This is a genomic window from Paenibacillus turpanensis (genome assembly GCF_011421635.1).
Taxonomy (GTDB): Bacteria; Bacillota; Bacilli; order Paenibacillales; family YIM-B00363; genus Paenibacillus_AK; species Paenibacillus_AK turpanensis.
This window is the reverse complement of record NZ_WTLI01000011.1, coordinates 1-17843: the sequence shown is the minus strand read 5'-3', so window position 1 is coordinate 17843 and position 17843 is coordinate 1. Positions and strand designations below refer to the sequence as shown.

Below are 17843 nucleotides of genomic sequence, written 5' to 3'. Positions count from 1 at the left end.
TACTTCGATTTCGTACTGCTCTCATTCTGGTGTCCACCTGGCTTTCCTTCAATAAGACATTCTTGATTGCGCTTACACTAAGATCTGATCCTTTTTTGCGGCAATTTTGACTATGTTGCTGTGCCTAGCCCGGCGCGGCTTACATCCTGCGAACCGTTTCCCGGTATTGGCTTGGCGTTAACCCTTCATATCGTTTAAACAGCCGATTAAAGTAACTATGCTGATAGCCGACCTGCTCGGCGATTTCGTTAATTTTTTGCTGCGAGTCGCGAAGCAGCTCCTTTGCTTTGTTCATTCGCAAGTCCGTAATGTAATCAATAAAATTTTTACCCGACACCTGCTTAAAGGACCGGCTCAGCAAAAAGGCGTTCGTTCCGCAATGCTCCGCGCAATCGTCAAGCGACACATCCCGCATATAATGGAGCTCCAGATACGCCATCGCCTGTTCAATCATTCGTTTCAGCTTATAGTCGGAACGGCATTCCATTTCTCGAATAAATGGAGCGATGACATGATCCGCAAACCACCGCTGAATCGCGTCCGGTTCGCGGAGGGAGCTCAATTGCTCATACCGGGTTGACGGTCCCAGCAGCTGATTCGGACTAAAGCCGGACTGCATCATGGCATGTTCAAGGCTTCCCAGCAAATTCATAACCCCTTGCTGCACATCCATTTCTTTAGCCCCGCCAAAAGTGAGCTCCCCAAGAAAGGCCTGCAGCTTCTCCTCTGCTTCTTCCAGCCTGCCCGTACGCATGGCCTGCACGACTTCCCTTTCCACCGCAAACGGGTATTGGAATCTTCCACCCTCTTCCTCTCCTCGAAGAAGGGATGCATCTACAATTTGATTGGCCTCCTCCCAACTGCGGAAGCTGACAGCCATTTTGGCCTCCTCTAACAGTCCGGGCACATCCTTCACCGATACCGAAGCCCCGCCTATCGAAACCGTAACGGAAAGCTTAAGCACTTTGCTGACGGAATGGATGATCTCATCGCCAAGCACGGACAGCTTCTGCTTCGTTTGGACTTCGGCCTCTTGAGCCTGGGCACCGTAAAGGACGCATACGGATAAATCATGAAAATTGATCACAGGACTGTCCGGAAGCCGCGTACTGCAAAGCTCTTCAATAATATTCGTCGCAGCGAAAGTAACGAGCCCTTCGTCCCTTTGACCATATCTCCCGCTCATACTTGCCTTCGTCATCCCGTTAAGCTGAATATACATCACATGAAACCGGCGATCCTCCGCCGGCAGCCCGAGCTGCTTCATCCGTTTCAACAGCTCGTTTTCGGAATACGAAACGAGATACCCTTGGACCAGCTGATACAAAAAGCCCTGCTTCACCTGTGGAATTTGCCGCTCCAGCTCCAGCTGCAAATCCAGGCTTTTGAGCGACAGCTGCCGCCATCTACGCTCAATTCTTGCAAATTCATCCTGCACGTCTCCCCCGGCTTCGCTTGATCCACCGCCTCCATCGAGCACCCGGAGCAGGCGCTGCAGCGGGGAGTACAGCTTTCTTGAAGCAAACCAAGAAAGCAGGCAGGCCAGCAGCATACTTGCGGCGCTTAATCCCACAACAATCTTCGATAGAAAAACAACTGGCTTCGTAATGGCACTGATCGGCGCTGCGGATACATAGATCCATTCGCTGCCGATCCGCTCAAACTGGCCGTACGATACCGAATAGGTGTGCCCTTCCCATTCCCATAGAAAAGAAAATGACCCCTTCCCCTTCTTGCCGATTTCTTCCCGCAGCTGTTGCTGCAGCAGCACCGACCGCTCCTGCGAATGGGTCGCTGCCAGCATCGTCCCGTCCGAACGCATAAGAAATGCTTCTCCCTCTTCATACGGTGTTAGCGCTTTCAACAAACTCGTTACCTTTTCATCATCCAATCGTGTCAGAAGTAAACCAAAGGGCTCCATCGTTCCCCCCGGCATTTCATGAACGAGCACCAGCTCAAGATCCCCGGAACCCCCGGTCTTCGACGGCAGCAGGGTCCAATAGACCGGCGCCCCATCCCTCAGCATATCCTGAAAGCCGCTCCACTCCTGAGAATCGGGTGACATCAAGTGAAAATTCGGATTAAATAAGGCCGGGAGCGTCCCATTTACATAAAATTCAAGCTTTCCGGTTAGAGGCATAGAGCCCTCCATAATAAGCAAGGTTCTCGTAATATCGCGAGTAATATGAAAGTCCCGGTAAAAATCGATTTCTGCCAGGCCAAAATCAAATTTCGGGTCATATGCCCAATGTGAAATGGTCAGCTCTAAATTACTCAGCTGTTGATTCAGTGTCTCGGCTCTTCGGGCAATTTGATTTTTATGGAGCTGCACCAGCTCATGGTCAATTCGTTCCGCTGCAAAGCCGTAAATAAGCAGGCCGGTAATTAGACCGGGAATGGAGGTAATGAACAAAATGAGAATTAACGTTTTCCGATAGAAAGTGCCTTTGCTTTTGCGATTCCCGGCCCATAGCCGCTTCCAAACGGTGAACAAAGATTCCTTCATTACGCGATCTCGCCTCCCTTGCCTTAACTTTATTCAAACCGGAATAAGTTGACTGTATAAAAAACAGTGATAAAACGTTAAAATTCCTTGTTTTTAGCAAAAACCCTCCCCGAAATCCAGTTTACGGGGAGGGTTGTTTTTTCAGTTACAAAATCAATGTACCACGGTTACATGGCTCACCCCAATGGACGTTAAGTACGTATCGAGCTTTCGTTTTTCGATTCCGGCAAGAAGCACGATGCCAATTCCATGGGTATCATTCAGCAGCCAGCCCAGCTGATGCTTATAATAATCTGCGTTGTGGGAATAGCCAGAGCCGCGGCAGACACCGTACACATTGCCGAATTGATCCAGGCATCTGCGGGTGAGCGCATCCCATGCACGGTTAACCGCCTGCACGTATGGGGCCTGCTCTTGAAGCCAGCCAAAGCGAATGCCCCTTGCAAATGCATAGATGAACATGGATGTGCACGAGGCCTCCTCGTACGATTCGGGATCGGTCAGCACTTGATGCCAAAGGCCATTATCCCCTTGTAAACGTAAATACCCGACACACAGCTCACGGAAAAAGGCAAGCAGCTCTTCCCTTCGCTCATGCTCTTCAGGCAGCACGGCCAGCAGCTCCGTGAGGGAGAACAATACCCAGCCATTGCCCCTTCCCCACGGCACCCCGTTTCCTCTGCCAAATTTCAAATCGTACACATGATGCATGATTTGTTGATCAGGCATAAACAAGTAGGATCTGTACAGCATAAATTGCTGCGCCGCATCGTTTACGTACTTCGGATCACCCGTCCGCTCGTAATATTGGCAAAGAAACGGCGTGCTCATATATAGATCGTCACACCACATCGTATCCTTCATAAAATCAGTGGTGCCGCGTACCCGGTACAGCGCTCCGTCCGGCAGTCGATCCTGCTCCCTCGTAATGTAGTCGGCGATGCGATCCGCCGCCTCACCTGTTCCCTCTAGCGGCCGTACCCGATCCGCTCGAAGCATAGTCGCCCCGAACGATCCGCAGTCGTCCAGGCTGTCGATCAGCGCCAGCTGGTGGTTCAAGCCGGGAGCACCGTACTGCGATAGATCCCATAATGCATAGCGGTTAAAACGCGTACACTGCTCGATATGCGCAAGCACGTACTCAGTCAAATCCGGGCTTTTCAGCTCAAGCCCGGTTTGCAGTATGCCGTACAGCGTAACGCCAAGCGGATAATTCCACCGTCCAAACATCGGATTTTCCAAAAACGGACGCACCCATGTTTCCGGCAAATCCGCACGCCAGTAGGTCTGCTCCTCGCCTTCCCCGTAGACCGTATCGATCCGATGAAGGGCTGACGACTCCGGCGCACTGCCGGCCTGAAACGGTCCAAGGTACAGCCATTGATCCGCTAGCCCTTCCACCGGTCGAGGCTGCGCCCATTGGATGGACAGCTTCGCGTCCAAGGGCTCGAAGGTAATCCCCCATTCACTGGTGGAAGCGCATTCGGAACGGATCAGCACGTCATGCGCGCCGTACCCCAGTTTAAGGCTGAGCTCAAATTGGCCGGCAGCCTGCCGCTCCCGATGCATAGGCTTTCCATCGACCAGCAAGGTAAAGGGTCCGCAATAGTTCCCTTTCAAGGAAAGAACGGCTTCCCTAGGCATTGGATTGACCAGCGTGGACCAAGCGAAACCAATGGAGCCCGCTAGCAGCCCCTGCTCAGGACCCTCGCCGCCAAAAATCCGGCCGAATACGCCCTTCTCGAGCTCTTTCGGTGTCCAATGGCGCTCCGGGTACCATCTGCTGCCCGTCCCTTCCGCCAGCTCTGATTCCGACTGCTCCCCTACAGGAAGCTGCTCCCATCGCTTCTTCTGCGGCTCGCTGTAAATCCAGCCCTCCTGCCCTTCCCGCTCCCGCGTCGGACAGAGGAAATGCAGCGGTGCCCCTTTGACGGAGCCCGTTCCGAAGCGGCCGCCGCAGCCGGTGCCTACCGCCGTAAATTCAAGCATAATATCGTTATATCCCTGTAACAGCTTGCCTCGAAAGCCCGTTTTCCGCTCAGGAAACACATCATCGTTCAAATTCGATTCAAACTGTACAATCCCATTAATATACACACGAACAGGGCTGTAGCAGCTAACGCTGAAGGGAAGCTCTCCATCCTTGTCCTGCCACAGCTTTGACCACACATAAACGTAACTTCCCGGCAGCAGTTCTTCGAAGCGCTGGCCCAGATTCATTTCGTAGCGATAATCCTCCCCGCGTATAAAGCCCGCTCTGCTCGACGTCCGCAGCACCGGCGGATGCTTGGGATGAACGCCTACGAAGCGATTGGCAATGGTTCGCAGCGTTTCATCGGTGTTTCCCGCCCACCTGGCGGCCATCGATTGCTTGGGTTGAATATAGCTCATCTTCAATTCCCTCCCATATCTATTCCAATTGTCCTCCCGGATACAACGTCGAGCTGTACAGCCGTTTAATCTGCGGCAGCGGCCCGAGTGCCGTCCCATTCCCCTGTAAACTCATATGCACCGCTGAAAAGATCGATGCGCTTCCTTCCCCATAGATGATGACCTGCTCTCGACCCGTCCCGAGCAAATCCGCGTGGACAACGTAACCTTCCGCAGGAAACTGCACAACCGCGTTCATTTCCCCGTCAACCAGTGTCGGGGGCAGCCCCCCGCCTCTGCGGTAGGCCATAATATAATCCAAGCCGCTGTCATCCCAGCCGCTCAACGTTTCAATAATGGTAAGCCATCCGTCCGTCGTACGAGCTTCCTTCCACACCTCCTTGCCTTCGCAGTCCAGCAAAAACAAGGCGTCGCGCCCCTTTGCATTATTGGCATCGCCGCGTACAATCCGATCCAACCCGGCGACCTGCAAGCCGGGAAGATCTTTGCGAAACTTGCCTAGCGCAACATGCTGCGATTCGATAGAGCCTTCATAGCGCCACAGCTCCCTGCCGGTGCGGTCGTACATCACCGTTACACTTCCGCCGATCACCAGCTCCGGCTGACCGTCCCCATTTACATCTCCTACCCAGACGCAGTCGGCATGATCTTCAAGCTCACTGCACGACCATAGCTTCCTGCCCGTGCTATCGAGCAGATCGTATCCGGCCATCACCTCGTCACGGCCATCGCCATCCAAATCGTACGCCCATGGAAAATGTCCCGGGTTTCCCGTGTACGACCAAAGCAGCTGAAACTGGTTGTCCAGCGCCCACATGTTGTGGTACCGGTCCTTCAAAATGACATCCGACGCCCGGTCCGCCCCGGATAGATTGGCAATAATAATGCAGTCATGCGCTTCCGTCGAAGGCAGCTCATACGAGGCAAGCTCCGTCCCGTCTTGACCGCTCAAAATACGAAAGCGGTTATCCATAACGCACAGCACCTCCAGCTGCCCGTCACCGTTCCAATCGTAAATTTGTGCAGGATAATCCGAGCCCGGACCTCCCGCCGTCTCGCTCGGAGTCCCATTTTGCCAAAGGAGCTCCCCGGATAGATCAAAGGCGGTAATACACTGAACCTGATGCGGGATATACCGAACATCCTGCCGATCGTCCGCCTGCACCATCACCATTTCCATTTTCCCGTCGCCATTTATATCCCCAAGGAGCATCTTGCTTCGCGGTCCCGCCCGGCTAATATCGATTTTGCCGAGAAGGGCCGGCTGTATCGGTGTAACCGGCATGCTTTTGTCCTCCCTCTTGTTCATTTCATAATGAGATGCTCATTCTCCAGTTAAAATGATAACTGTACTCGTATCTTGTATCGTAACGAAGTGCATCCTTCCCAACAATGACACATTCTTGCAAAGCTCCCCTTCCACACTTTCCGCGTGTATCCAGATGTTAGACTTTTTTGCTGCGCCTTTCACTTTTTTGCAATCAAAAGAATCCAACTTGAGCGAAAATATCCGATTGCCGGGAACGCGCACTATCCTTTACCGTGAAAGAGCCGAGCCGCGGAGGGTCCAACCCTTAAACGCGGTCACTAATTCATACGAGGAGGTTTGATGAAGATGTGGAAACAAACAAAATCCCGTCTAGGGAAAACCGGTCTTTCGTTATTGTGCTGTATGCAGGTCGCAGTATTAGGGATGCCTTTGCAGCAAGCAGCCGCAGCCGAAACGGAGGCAGTCCAGATGAACCGCCAAATGGAATATTTGGATCGGGGCGTTGTCGCTGTACGAACGAATGAAGGGATTTTTGTAAGCTGGCGTTTGCTCGGAACCGATCCGTCGGAGATCGCATTTAACCTTTACCGTGACGGTAAAAAAATCAATTCCTCTCCTATTACTGGAAGCACCAACTTTATCGATAAAAAAGGAAGCGCTTCCGGAACCTATTCCGTCCGTTCCGTCATCGGCGGACGCGAGCAAAGAGATGCCGCCTCCGCAGGAGTTTGGGCTAACCCTTATCTCGATGTTCCGCTGCAGAAGCCTGCGGACGGCGTGAACCCGGATGGAACGCCTTATACATACAGCGCAAACGACGCAAGTGTTGGCGATGTGGACGGCGACGGGCAATATGAGCTTATCCTGAAATGGGATCCATCCAACTCGCAGGACAATTCCAGAAACGGCTTTACCGGTCCGGTCTATGTCGACACCTACAAGCTAGACGGCACACTTCTGTGGCGTATCGACCTTGGACGCAACATTCGTGCAGGGGCGCATTACACCCAATTTATGGTGTACGATCTGGACGGCGACGGCAAAGCCGAAGTCGCGATGAAGACTGCCGACGGCACGGTCGACGGAACAGGCCGCGTCATCGGCGACGCCAATGCCGATTACCGCAATGATCAAGGGCGCGTGCTTGATGGGCCGGAGTTCCTTACCATTTTCAACGGCCTGACTGGCGCAGAAATGGCCACCGTGCCTTATGATCCGCCGCGCGGAAATGTCAGCGATTGGGGCGATGGCTACGGGAACCGCGTAGACCGCTTCCTCGCAGCAGTCGCATATTTGGACGGCGAGCGGCCAAGCCTGATCATGGCACGCGGATATTACACCCGCGCGGTCCTGGCAGCCTATAACTGGCGCGACGGCCAGCTCACGAAGGTATGGACCTTCGACAGCAACGACCCGGGCAACGGCGGCTATGCCGGCCAAGGCAATCATAACCTCAGCGTGGCTGATGTCGACGGCGACGGGAAGGATGAAATCATTTACGGCGCCTGCGCGATCGATCACGACGGAACGGGTCTCTACACTACCGGTCTGGGACATGGCGATGCGATGCACCTGGGTGATCTAGACCCTGCTCGTCCGGGCATGGAGGTGTTCCAGGTTCACGAATCAAAAACCTCCCCGTACGGTCTCGAATTCCGTGATGCCGACAGCGGCGAAACAATCTGGGGAGTGTACACCGGCAAAGACACAGGCCGCGGCATGTCCGCCGATATTGATCCGAATTATGTTGGCGAAGAGGTATGGGCATCCGGCGGGTTCGGTTTATTTAACGCCAAAGGTGAAAAAATCGGCGACGAAATTCCTTCTTCAATTAATCACGGCATTTGGTGGGATGGCGATCTGCTGCGCGAGCTGCTGGATCATAATTGGAATGCACCGGACGGTATCGGCAAAATCGATAAGTGGAATTATGAGACGAAGCAAACCGTTAACCTGTTAACAGCCGAAAACACGCGTTCCAACAACTACACGAAAGGCAATCCGAGCTTGCAGGCGGATTTGCTGGGCGATTGGAGAGAAGAAGCAATTTGGAGAACGGCGGACAGCAGTGCACTGCGTATTTTTACGACGACGCACCTGACCGATTACCGTTTGCCCACCCTGATGCATGATCCGGTGTATCGGCTAGGGATTGCATGGCAGAACGTTTCCTACAATCAGCCGCCGCACACGAGCTATTATCTTGGAGAAGGCATGACAGCTCCGGCCAAGCCGAACATCTACGTCACCGTTCCGGCCAAAATCGCTGTTCATCCAAATCACGTGAAACTAAAGGATAGAGGAGGCAAACAGCCCTTAACTGTTCGGGTTTCGCTGGACCGAAATATCGGAGCCTCCATTGACGAAGCTTCCGTAACCATGAGCGTATACGGCTCCGTCATTGCCGCCGAAGCTCCAAAAGGCCGGCACGACGAAGATCATGGAAATGACCGCGATTCGCGCGGCGAGCGCGGTTCAAAGCATAACGCCGTGGTTACCTTTGATCGCAGCAAAGTGAATGAAGCTCTCACTGGTGCAAGCGGCACACTCGAGGTCACGGTAAGCGGGCGGCTCACCGACGGCAGCCGCTTCAGCGGAACCGATACGATCGAGGTACGAGTAGACTAACCTACAACAAAAAGGACATGGAACGCACACACCATGCGTTTTCGTGTCCTTTTTTGTGGAACCGGACGCCCCCCATCGGGTTATCCGATTACCGACATCCGCCAAGCTCCATGAAGCCTGTCCACCCTTTTGCGGGCTGCCTGAATTCCTTATTTCGCAAGCCCCCGCACCTTGGTACGGCTCCTGCTCAGCTTGTCTACATACGCAAAGGCAGCTGCAGACTTCGTGCACACATTAATTCCATGGAATATCGTGACCCCAAACGCCCCTACAAGCCAAACATACCCGAGAAGTCCAGTTTCCGGAATCACCTGCAAGATTCCAACCACAATAAGTAAAATTCCGATCAGCATGGTAAGCAGAGAAATCCGTTTCGAGAGGTTTAATCGGATCCGGTTCATGAACTGGCCCCCTCCTGTAAATGCGGCAATCCAGCCGCTATTTTCGTATTATTTCATCTATATGCAGCCTAGGAAGGATTCACGCCTTATTTGTTATTCATAAGAAGTCCGAGGCGTTGCCATACTAACCAAAAACAACAGGAAATGGTTAGCATATGATCCTGAGGGAGGACCCATGGTAACTGCAGCATCTGTTTTGATCATGTTCTTCCTTTTTATTTCAGTCGTCAGCTTCGATATGGTTATTTACCGTATCCCCTGGTTCACCGCTATATATTATCTTTACGTCAGTGTTATGAGTAATGCCCGATACATGCTATTGATGACATTCCTTCTCTCTCTCGGATCGGCATTATACATCGATTATCGGCGGTATCTTGCAAAACGGAGCCGTTCGGAGGCGAAACCAACCCATGAACACTAAGGAAGTTATTTCACCTCAGCAATTATTCGTCTTAATTCTCTTTCATCAAACCGGTACCTCCGTTGTGGTCGGGATCGCAGCTGAAGCGAAGCAGGACGCATGGATTGCCGTCCTTGCCGCGACACTGTTTGGTGTGCTGATAATGTATATGTACTGTCTATTAAGCCGTTTATGTCCAGGCAACAATTTGTACGAGATGATGGAGGCTTCGTTCGGAAAATGGGCGGCAATGCTTCTTTCACTACCTTACATCCTTTATTTCTTCTATATTGCAAGCCGTGTTTTGCGGGATTTTTCCGAGCTGCTCGTAACCGACGTGCTGCCGCAAACGCCCATCGAAGCGATCTCTATCCTATTTATGATAGCTGTTATTTACATCCTCTATCTCGGACCGGAGGTACTCGCTAGAAGCGCACAAATTTTCCTTCCCTATTTCATCTTATTCCTGCTCATGATCAGCGCCTTTTTACTGATAGGCGGAGATATTGACCTGCAGCGGCTTAGGCCTATTCTAGCCGACGGTTTACAGCCCATCGCGAAAGCTGTGTTCCCGACCCTCATCGGCTTTCCATTTGGAGAAGCAATTGTAATTACTATTGTAATGGCTCAATTTAACCCTCTCAAAAAGCTTACAAGAACGAGCCTTTGGGCGGTAGTTACAGTGGGGCTCTTTTTAAGCTATCATACCGCGCTCAAGCTCGCCGTCTTAGGTCCGGAAATGGCAGAACGGTCCACCTTTCCACTTCTGAGCGCTGTTCGAGAGGTTTCGATCGCGAACTTTATCGAACGACTGGACGCCCTAGTCGTGTTTATTATGATGCTTGGAATTCTGGTGAAAATAAGTCTGTTTTTTTTCTCGGGCCTCAAGGGCTTGGAATACTTATTCCGCATCCCTTACCGACAGTTTATCGTTCCCACGGGACTACTGATCAGTATTTTTGCACAGCTGATCGCTGGAAATTTCTCTGAGCATATTGAAGAAGGGGTGAAATTCGTTCCGCTCTATTTACATATGCCCTTTCAGATTGGATTTCCACTGCTGCTGCTTCTTATTTTATACGTCAAAGCCCGATGGAAAGAAGGTTAAAAGAATGCAAGCCCGCATCCCTAGTGCTTCGAGCCATGCGTCACTGCCAGTTCAAACCGAAGCCTTAGAAAAAAGACTTCAAACGATATTCGGGAAATCGATGGATCTTATTATTGAACCGGTTCACATCGGAGGCAACAAAGGGCTCGTTTGTTATTTACAAGCGATGGCTGACTTAAAGACGATTACAGACCGGATTCTTCATCCACTATCCGCAGCATCCGCCCTTACCCGAAACGAAAAAGGAACGGAATGGAGCACGGAGAACTGGACGAAATTTGGTGATCAGCTATTCGCCGGCATTTTGCACGAATATACCGAATCCGAACAATCTGCTGTGCAAAAGCTGCTGGGCGGTTATACTTTAGTCGCGATCGATGGCATACCGTCCGTTCTTCTGTTATTTGCTGAGCAAAGCAATAAACGCTCGATTTCCGAGCCAAGCACGCAGACGATTATTAAAGGTCCGAAGGAATCTTTTATTGAGGATTTATTTACGAATCTAAACCTGCTCCGCAAAAGAATAAAAAATGCTTCGCTTCGTTTTGAAAGCTTTACGATAGGAAAAGAAACCGGCACTGGAGTCGTGCTTGCTTATATCGACGGCATTATTAACAACGAAATTTTAGAGGAAATCCGCACAAGGCTGCACAAAATTAATACGAATGCCATCCTTGAATCGGCTACCGTGGAGGAGTTCGTTACGGATAAAAGCTTTACTCCGTTTCCGCTTGTATACAATACGGAGCGGCCGGATACCGTAACCGCTCATCTCCTTTCAGGGAAAGCGGCCATCCTTGTTGACGGCACTCCTTTTGTACTCACCGTACCGGTGATATTTAACGATTTTGCCGTATCCTCCGAGGATTACTACCAATCTTTTTTCATGGGCAGCTTTCTCCGGCTTATTCGACACTTTGCGTTTATGATATCACTGCTGCTTCCCTCTATGTATGTTGCGGTCATTTCCTTTCATCATGAGCTGATCCCGACGCCGCTCATCATTACGATTCTTGCGCAAAGGGAAGGCGTGCCTTTCCCCGCGGTCGTTGAAGCTTTTCTCATGGAGCTTACCTTCGAGATTTTGCGCGAAGCCGGTGTACGAATGCCAAGGGCTGTCGGCGGCACGATTTCAATCGTCGGCGGCCTTGTGATCGGTCAAGCTGCCGTAGAAGCTGGAATCATCTCCAATGCCATGGTTATTGTGGTGGCCTTAACGGCGATTGCCAGCTTTGTGGCGCCCGTCTACAATTTTTCGAATGCTTCCCGGTTATTACGCTTTGTATTTATGATTATCGCAGGCTTCATGGGCTTGTACGGCGTCTTACTCGGGCTGATGATGATGGTCGGGCATTTGTGCAGCTTACGCTCATTCGGTATTTCTTATTTATCGCCTATTGCGCCTTTTTTTAGCGCAGACCAGAAGGACACGTTTGTCCGCTTTCCCGCTTGGTCCATGAAAAAACGCCCAGAAACCTTTCGTTCGCCGAATCAAACGAAACAGCCCAACGCACATAATCCGTCACCACCATCAAAGGATAAGGTAGATAACCAATGAAACATTGCCGAATCTGGTTGAAAATCTGGTGCTCCCTCCTTCTCTTTATGATTCTTACTGGTTGCTGGGATCGATTGGAGCTTAACGAAATATCCCTTGTAACCGGCTTAGCGATCGATCAAGCAAAGGACCATAAATATCGCTTAACGGTCGAAGTGCTAAATGGAACGGAACTCAATCCGAAAACAAAAGGGGACTCCGCCCCAACCGTTGTATTCAGCCACGAAGGAGATAACATTGCCGAGCTGGCCAAAAAATTGAATATCGGATTATCCAGACATCTCGTCTTTTCCCACATGCGTGTCATCGTCATCAGTGAACAAATCGCAAAAGCCGGAATGCTGGAATTTTTCGATTTTCTCGAAAGACACCGCGAAATTCGCGACGATTTTAACATCTTGATTTCAAAGGGCGTGCCCGCAGCCAACATATTAAAAATTACGTATCCGCTGCAGAAAGCTTCTACGATGAAGTTAAACATCCAGATGCCTACCTTGTACGAGGAATGGGGCGGCGATCCAGACGTCCGAATGAAGGATGTTGTCTCAGCGCTGCTTTCGCCTGGCCGCGAGCCTGTAACCGCAGTCGTTCGTGTCAAAGGCAACGCAAAATCAGGCGGCTCAACAGAAAACCTGAAGAAGGTGGAGCCCAGCGCACTTGTCGTTATGGAAGGAGCTGGCGTATTTAGAGGGCAGCATTTGCAAGGGATTCTTCCGGTTCATGAGATACCCTACATGCTGCTGCTTCAAAAGAAATTGAAACGAACAAATCTATCCATCGCCTGTGCAAAAAACAAACAATTCACGGTACAGATCGATTCAACCACCCGAATCATAAAAGCAAGCTACAAAAACGGTTCGCCGCATTTTCTCATCAACGTCTATTTTGGCTCCCGTTTAATCAGTACGGAATGCAGCGATGATTTGGAAAAACCGGAAACATTCCGCAAGTATGAAGAAAAGATTGAAACGAAGCTGGAAGAGGAAATCAAGAAGGTAATCGAAAAAGCACAAAACAAATATAAGGCCGATATCTTCGGCCTTGGCGAGGAAATGAATAGGCAAAACCATTCCCAATTTAAAAAGGTGAAAGACGATTGGAATGAGGAATTCGCTCGTGCCAAAATCGAAGTCCGTGTAAATGGACGTTTATGGAGAAGCGGACTCATTCGAAAACCCTACCTTCAAGATGTAAAATAAGACAGAGCCCTCAACCGGAATGAGCAAAAATTCAAATGGGAATCTTATGGCGGGAGGTGTCGTTCTTATGGATATTGAAACGGTTAAGCCCGAGGTAAGCCCCGTCCCCATTTGGAGATGCAGAAGCAGCGAATGTAAAGCATGGATGCGGGAAGAGCTTGTCGAAGAGTCGACCCCAGCCTGTCCGATTTGCAAGGGCAACATGATGCGCAGCATGAAGCATTTGCCGAAGCTCGCCAAAAAGCTGAAGCCAAAAAAGAAACAGCAGAACGATACGCCTTTGCTGCATTAAAAAAGAAGACGCTCTCTCCATTCGGGGGAGCGTCTTCTGCCATGAAGACGATATTGACACCATTCGATCAATCTCATTACTATATAATGATGGGGTTCGGGTTCTACGAAGCTGCGATGGGATTGAACTAGTAATTCACAGAGGAGGGATGACTATAAATACTGCAGTTCCACCGCCATCAACAAATTCTTCCCGATATGGACAAATGTCAAAAGCGAATCCAGGCACGGTTTGGGCGATGTACAAACGACTATTTTTCCATGTTCGGACAAAGTATGGACTATTATTATCCGCTTTTCTCAGCATCCTGGCCATTACATTACTTGAATTTGCGATTCCGCAGCTTGTACAATACACGATTGATTCCATCATCCCGAACAGCGCCTATTCCCAGCTGCTCTGGGTTGGTTTCGGCATTTTGGCGGCATCGGCTTTTCTTGGCCTTTTTCAATATATTACAACGTTTTCGATGGCAAAAATTGGACAGCAGGCCATCTTCGAGCTGCGAAATGAGCTCTACCGGCATATTCAGTATTTAGACATGAAATTTTTCGACCGCAATCGGACCGGCGATCTGATGTCGCGGGTTACAAGCGATATTGGCATGATGCAGCAGCTGATTTCCTCAGGGATGCTGCAAATCATTACGGATGTTTTTATTTTCGTAGGAATTGTCAGCTACATGTTTTTCGCGAATTGGAAATTAACCGTAATCGCACTAGCTACATTCCCTCTCATGTATTTCACCACACGTTATTTTAGCAAGCGAATGCGAGGCTTGTACCGGAACGTTCAAAAGTCAAACGCCGAAGTAAGCAACCATTTGCAGGATACTCTTTCCGGTATTCGATTGATTAAAGCATTTGCAAGCGAGGAATACGAATCCGAGCGTTTTGCCGCCCGCAGTCGGGAAAACATGTTGGCAAACCTTGCTTCCGTTAAGCTCCGTAACATATATGAACCGATCATTGATTGGATCAACTACCTCGGTTACGCAGCGGTTCTCGGATTTGGGGCATGGTTCGCTATGCATGACAAAAGCCTAACGATCGGCTCAATTGTTGCCTTTCTTGCTTATCTGCGATTGTTACAGAGCCCTGTTCGACATTTCAGCCGGCTCATCAACACCATCCAGCAATCGGCAGCGGCCTATGAGCGCATCGTCGAAATTTTAGCTGCGCAGCCGGACACCATCGAAGCGGAAGGAGCGCAGTCCCTTCCTCCTGTTGGAGGCCGTATCGAAATGCGGGACATCGCGTTTGCTTATCAGGCAGCGAACCCCGTGCTTCACCATTTTAATTTGGTGCTTGAAGCAGGACAAACGACAGCGCTAGTCGGTTCCTCAGGCTCCGGAAAATCTACGATCGCTCATTTAATCGCTCGTTTTTACGATCCCCAGGAAGGGAACATTACGATTGACGGTATTCCGATCAGGGACGTAACGCTTCGTTCGCTTCGGGAACAAATCGGCATTGTCTCGCAAGATAATATTTTACTGAATGGGACGATACGTGAAAATATATGCTATGGAAAACCGGATGCTTCCGATGAAGAAATGATCGCAGCCGCTAAAGCAGCTAACGCCCATGATTTTATTTTATCCTTTGAGCATGGTTATGACTCCGCCATCGGTGAGCGCGGGGTCAAGCTTTCCGGCGGTCAGAAACAGCGCTTATCTATTGCTCGAGCACTATTGAAAAATCCGCGAATTGTCATTTTGGATGAAGCAACTGCAGCTTTGGACACGGAGTCAGAAACCCTTATCCAACAGGCTCTCGCCACTCTGCTGGCCGGACGAACCTGTTTAATTATCGCACATCGTCTTTCGACAATCCAAAATGCCGATCGCATCTGCGTTTTAGAGAAAGGAACCATCATAGAGAGCGGAACTCATTCCACATTACTCGCAGAGAATGGCCGTTATAAGACACTTTACGAGCTTCAATTTCCTCAAAAAGCAGCATTTTCCACTTAGTGAGCGTAAGCTGCATGCACATACTCCCTGAATGAAACGAAGCATGCTTGGGAAAACCAAGTATGGGTCATTCATTTCTAAATAAGGAGTTGATCGCATGGGTAAATTTTTCGTCAAGCTTATGCTGAACGGAATTATCGCAATACCGCTCATTTACTGGCTTTCTGACGCGACCTTCTGGGAAGCTGCCATAGCAGCTGTCGCACTTTGCGTTATTGCTTATATTTTGGGAGATCGTATGGTGCTTCCTGCTACGAACAACACAATCGCAACCATTGCAGATTTCGGTCTTGCTTTTTTGTTTTTATGGTTCGTATCGGCACAGTTGGGATGGGGACTTACCAGCGGGGAATCTTTCTTAATTGCTGCTTTGATTGCCGTGTCCGAGATCTGGTACCATTCTTATCTAGGAAGCACGATGCGAAGAGCTGCCTAATGATTGAAGCTGCGCTTGTTCCTTTTGGGGCAAGCGTTTTTCTTTCCTGTTAAGGTTTAATTCGGTTTCATAAATGCATTCATGCGGAGCGACCCCCTTGGACAAACTAGAATGGACCTAAGTTCGAAGTGCTTCATTGAAGGAGGCGTTGTCGTATGGATAAACGTGAAGTAGCAGCATTACTGGCGGAGCTTAATAATGTAGAAAATATCCCTGCATCAGTCCAGGCGCAAGTCGATAAAATCCAGTCCTATGTAAATCAATATTCAGAAAAAGACTTTGAACGCCTAACAAATGGGGTCGTTACGCAGTCTGCAGGTGAACAACCACTGCTTGAAGAAGATCCCCGTTTTGCGATGAGCGAGCTTTACACGGAGCTTAACGAGTACACGAAGCAAAATCGGGATGGCGATATGAATGCAAAGCTTACCTCCGCCTTGTATCGCCTTAGAGGCATGATTGATGCTTACGCCCGCGATTTTCCTTAATATCAATATAAAAACGAGCCTTTGCAATTGCTTAGGCTCGTTTTTCAATTCCAATCATGACACCATTTAATCACTACCTATCCGTTGACCACGGTACCACCATTCACATGCAAAATCTGCCCGGACATGTAGGAGGAATCATCGCTTGCTAAGAATACGTAGCTCGGTGCCAGCTCCTCTGGCTGTCCCGCACGCTTCATCGGTGTATTTGCACCGAATTGGGAGACCTGCTGTTCGTCGAAGGTTGACGGGATTAAGGGTGTCCAAATAGGTCCTGGAGCTACACCGTTAACACGGATTCCCTTCTTGATAAGATTTAAGGACAAGGATCGTGTAAACGTTACAATGGCCCCTTTTGTCGCAGAATAATCAATTAACATTTCATTCCCTTGATACGCAGTGATCGATGTCGTATTAATAATGGAAGCACCCGTCTTCAAATGCTTTAACGCGGCTTTAGTTAAGTAAAAGAACGAAAATATATTGGTCCGAAACGTCCGCTCCAGCTGTTCCGCCGTGATATCCTCAAATTGCTTTTGCGGATGCTGCTCGGCCGCATTATTGACTAAGATCTGAAGCGAGCCCAATTCTTTCACTGTTTTCTCTACAGCTTCTTGGCAAAACGCCTCATTTCCAATATCCCCGGAAATTAATAAGCACCGACGGCCCTCTTGTTCCACCTGTCGTTTTGTCTCTTCCGCGTCACTATGTTCATTTAAGTATACAATCGCTACATCAGCGCCTTCCTTGGCATAGGTCACAGCGACAGCTCTGCCAATTCCGCTGTCCCCACCAGTAATTAATGCCGTTTTTCCAGTTAGCTTACCGGCCGCTTTATACTGCCGGTCCTCGAATACCGGAGTTGGATTCATCTGGCTCTCTATTCCCGGCTGCTGATTCTGGTGCTGCGGTGGAAAGGCTTGCTTTGGTTTTTCCTGAGTTGTCGTCGACATTTTATTTCGTGCCCCTTTCATTCGATTTCGTTTAGTATGCACTAGGCTTTGACACTCTATTTGATAAAAGTCCATGTACTCAAACCAAACATCGTCGCTTGTTCCGGTGGAACCTTCACACCAAAGATAAGTTTCAAAATGCGCTTTTCCAAATTGGCAGCTGGATTAATAAAGCATACACTTCTTAACATTGGCTTGGCAGAAAAACAAAAAAACCACACCGAAGTGTGGTCAT

General features: G+C 49.8%; 13 protein-coding genes. 8 read left to right on the top strand and 5 right to left on the bottom strand.

Annotation, left to right across the window (positions count from 1 at the left end):
- Positions 1-139: 139 nt before the first annotated feature.
- From GQS10_RS11515 to GQS10_RS11505, 3 genes are all read right to left on the bottom strand, one after another.
- The gene (locus GQS10_RS11515; protein WP_166242232.1) at positions 140-2506 is read right to left on the bottom strand and encodes an AraC family transcriptional regulator; all 2367 of its coding nucleotides are present in this window, start codon (positions 2504-2506) and stop codon (positions 140-142) included.
- A gap of 153 nt (positions 2507-2659) precedes the next feature.
- Positions 2660-4897 carry a glycoside hydrolase family 88/105 protein gene (locus tag GQS10_RS11510; RefSeq protein WP_166242230.1) on the bottom strand — a complete coding sequence of 746 codons (2238 nt, stop codon included), beginning with the start codon at positions 4895-4897 and terminating at the stop codon, positions 2660-2662.
- 19 nt (positions 4898-4916) lie between these two features.
- The gene (locus GQS10_RS11505) at positions 4917-6182 is read right to left on the bottom strand and encodes a hypothetical protein (RefSeq protein ID WP_166242228.1); all 1266 of its coding nucleotides are present in this window, start codon (positions 6180-6182) and stop codon (positions 4917-4919) included.
- Between the two features lie 330 nt (positions 6183-6512).
- Between GQS10_RS11505 and GQS10_RS11500 the strand changes: the two genes are divergently transcribed.
- Positions 6513-8795 carry a rhamnogalacturonan lyase gene (locus tag GQS10_RS11500; protein WP_424991786.1) on the top strand — a complete coding sequence of 761 codons (2283 nt, stop codon included), beginning with the start codon at positions 6513-6515 and terminating at the stop codon, positions 8793-8795.
- Positions 8796-8944: 149 nt separating this feature from the next.
- Here GQS10_RS11500 and GQS10_RS11495 read toward each other — a convergent pair whose 3' ends face one another.
- Positions 8945-9196, bottom strand: a complete 252-nt coding sequence (locus GQS10_RS11495) for a hypothetical protein (RefSeq protein WP_166242224.1) — start codon at positions 9194-9196, stop codon at positions 8945-8947.
- Positions 9197-9609: 413 nt separating this feature from the next.
- On the opposite strand from GQS10_RS11495, the gene GQS10_RS11490 reads away from it, so the two are divergent.
- The 7 genes from GQS10_RS11490 to GQS10_RS11460 all read left to right on the top strand — a co-directional run bounded on the left by GQS10_RS11490 (position 9610) and on the right by GQS10_RS11460 (position 16655).
- Positions 9610-10707 (top strand): GerAB/ArcD/ProY family transporter, encoded by a 1098-nt coding sequence (locus tag GQS10_RS11490; protein WP_166242222.1) that lies wholly within the window; start codon positions 9610-9612, stop codon positions 10705-10707.
- Positions 10708-10711: 4 nt separating this feature from the next.
- Positions 10712-12265, top strand: coding sequence for a spore germination protein (locus GQS10_RS11485; RefSeq protein ID WP_166242220.1), 1554 nt, complete (start codon positions 10712-10714; stop codon positions 12263-12265).
- Positions 12262-13464, top strand: a complete 1203-nt coding sequence (locus GQS10_RS11480; RefSeq protein WP_279537997.1) for a Ger(x)C family spore germination protein — start codon at positions 12262-12264, stop codon at positions 13462-13464. Before GQS10_RS11485 ends, GQS10_RS11480 begins: the two co-directional genes overlap by 4 nt.
- A gap of 67 nt (positions 13465-13531) precedes the next feature.
- Positions 13532-13756 carry a cold-inducible protein YdjO-related protein gene (locus GQS10_RS11475; protein ID WP_166242216.1) on the top strand — a complete coding sequence of 75 codons (225 nt, stop codon included), beginning with the start codon at positions 13532-13534 and terminating at the stop codon, positions 13754-13756.
- A 205-nt stretch (positions 13757-13961) separates the two neighbouring features.
- Positions 13962-15731 carry an ABC transporter ATP-binding protein gene (locus GQS10_RS11470; protein WP_166242215.1) on the top strand — a complete coding sequence of 590 codons (1770 nt, stop codon included), beginning with the start codon at positions 13962-13964 and terminating at the stop codon, positions 15729-15731.
- Positions 15732-15828: 97 nt separating this feature from the next.
- Positions 15829-16167: a DUF2512 family protein gene (locus GQS10_RS11465; RefSeq protein WP_166242213.1), complete on the top strand. Its 339-nt coding sequence runs from the start codon at positions 15829-15831 to the stop codon at positions 16165-16167.
- A 155-nt stretch (positions 16168-16322) separates the two neighbouring features.
- On the top strand, positions 16323-16655 hold the full coding sequence (locus GQS10_RS11460) for a hypothetical protein (RefSeq protein ID WP_166242211.1): 333 nt from the start codon (positions 16323-16325) through the stop codon (positions 16653-16655).
- Between the two features lie 77 nt (positions 16656-16732).
- Here GQS10_RS11460 and GQS10_RS11455 read toward each other — a convergent pair whose 3' ends face one another.
- Positions 16733-17608 carry an SDR family oxidoreductase gene (locus tag GQS10_RS11455; RefSeq protein ID WP_166242209.1) on the bottom strand — a complete coding sequence of 292 codons (876 nt, stop codon included), beginning with the start codon at positions 17606-17608 and terminating at the stop codon, positions 16733-16735.
- Between the last annotated feature and the right edge of the window lie 235 nt (positions 17609-17843).

What these genes read in the sequence shown, in the direction of transcription:
- GQS10_RS11515 (WP_166242232.1), bottom strand. Translation starts at nt 2,506, where the DNA reads ATGAAGGAATCTTTGTTCACCGTTTGGAAGCGGCTATGGGCCGGGAAT.
- GQS10_RS11510 (WP_166242230.1), bottom strand. Translation starts at nt 4,897, where the DNA reads ATGAGCTATATTCAACCCAAGCAATCGATGGCCGCCAGGTGGGCGGGA.
- GQS10_RS11505 (WP_166242228.1), bottom strand. Translation starts at nt 6,182, where the DNA reads ATGCCGGTTACACCGATACAGCCGGCCCTTCTCGGCAAAATCGATATT.
- GQS10_RS11500 (WP_424991786.1), top strand. Translation starts at nt 6,513, where the DNA reads ATGTGGAAACAAACAAAATCCCGTCTAGGGAAAACCGGTCTTTCGTTA.
- GQS10_RS11495 (WP_166242224.1), bottom strand. Translation starts at nt 9,196, where the DNA reads ATGAACCGGATCCGATTAAACCTCTCGAAACGGATTTCTCTGCTTACC.
- GQS10_RS11490 (WP_166242222.1), top strand. Translation starts at nt 9,610, where the DNA reads ATGAACACTAAGGAAGTTATTTCACCTCAGCAATTATTCGTCTTAATT.
- GQS10_RS11485 (WP_166242220.1), top strand. Translation starts at nt 10,712, where the DNA reads ATGCAAGCCCGCATCCCTAGTGCTTCGAGCCATGCGTCACTGCCAGTT.
- GQS10_RS11480 (WP_279537997.1), top strand. Translation starts at nt 12,262, where the DNA reads ATGAAACATTGCCGAATCTGGTTGAAAATCTGGTGCTCCCTCCTTCTC.
- GQS10_RS11475 (WP_166242216.1), top strand. Translation starts at nt 13,532, where the DNA reads ATGGATATTGAAACGGTTAAGCCCGAGGTAAGCCCCGTCCCCATTTGG.
- GQS10_RS11470 (WP_166242215.1), top strand. Translation starts at nt 13,962, where the DNA reads ATGTCAAAAGCGAATCCAGGCACGGTTTGGGCGATGTACAAACGACTA.
- GQS10_RS11465 (WP_166242213.1), top strand. Translation starts at nt 15,829, where the DNA reads ATGGGTAAATTTTTCGTCAAGCTTATGCTGAACGGAATTATCGCAATA.
- GQS10_RS11460 (WP_166242211.1), top strand. Translation starts at nt 16,323, where the DNA reads ATGGATAAACGTGAAGTAGCAGCATTACTGGCGGAGCTTAATAATGTA.
- GQS10_RS11455 (WP_166242209.1), bottom strand. Translation starts at nt 17,608, where the DNA reads ATGTCGACGACAACTCAGGAAAAACCAAAGCAAGCCTTTCCACCGCAG.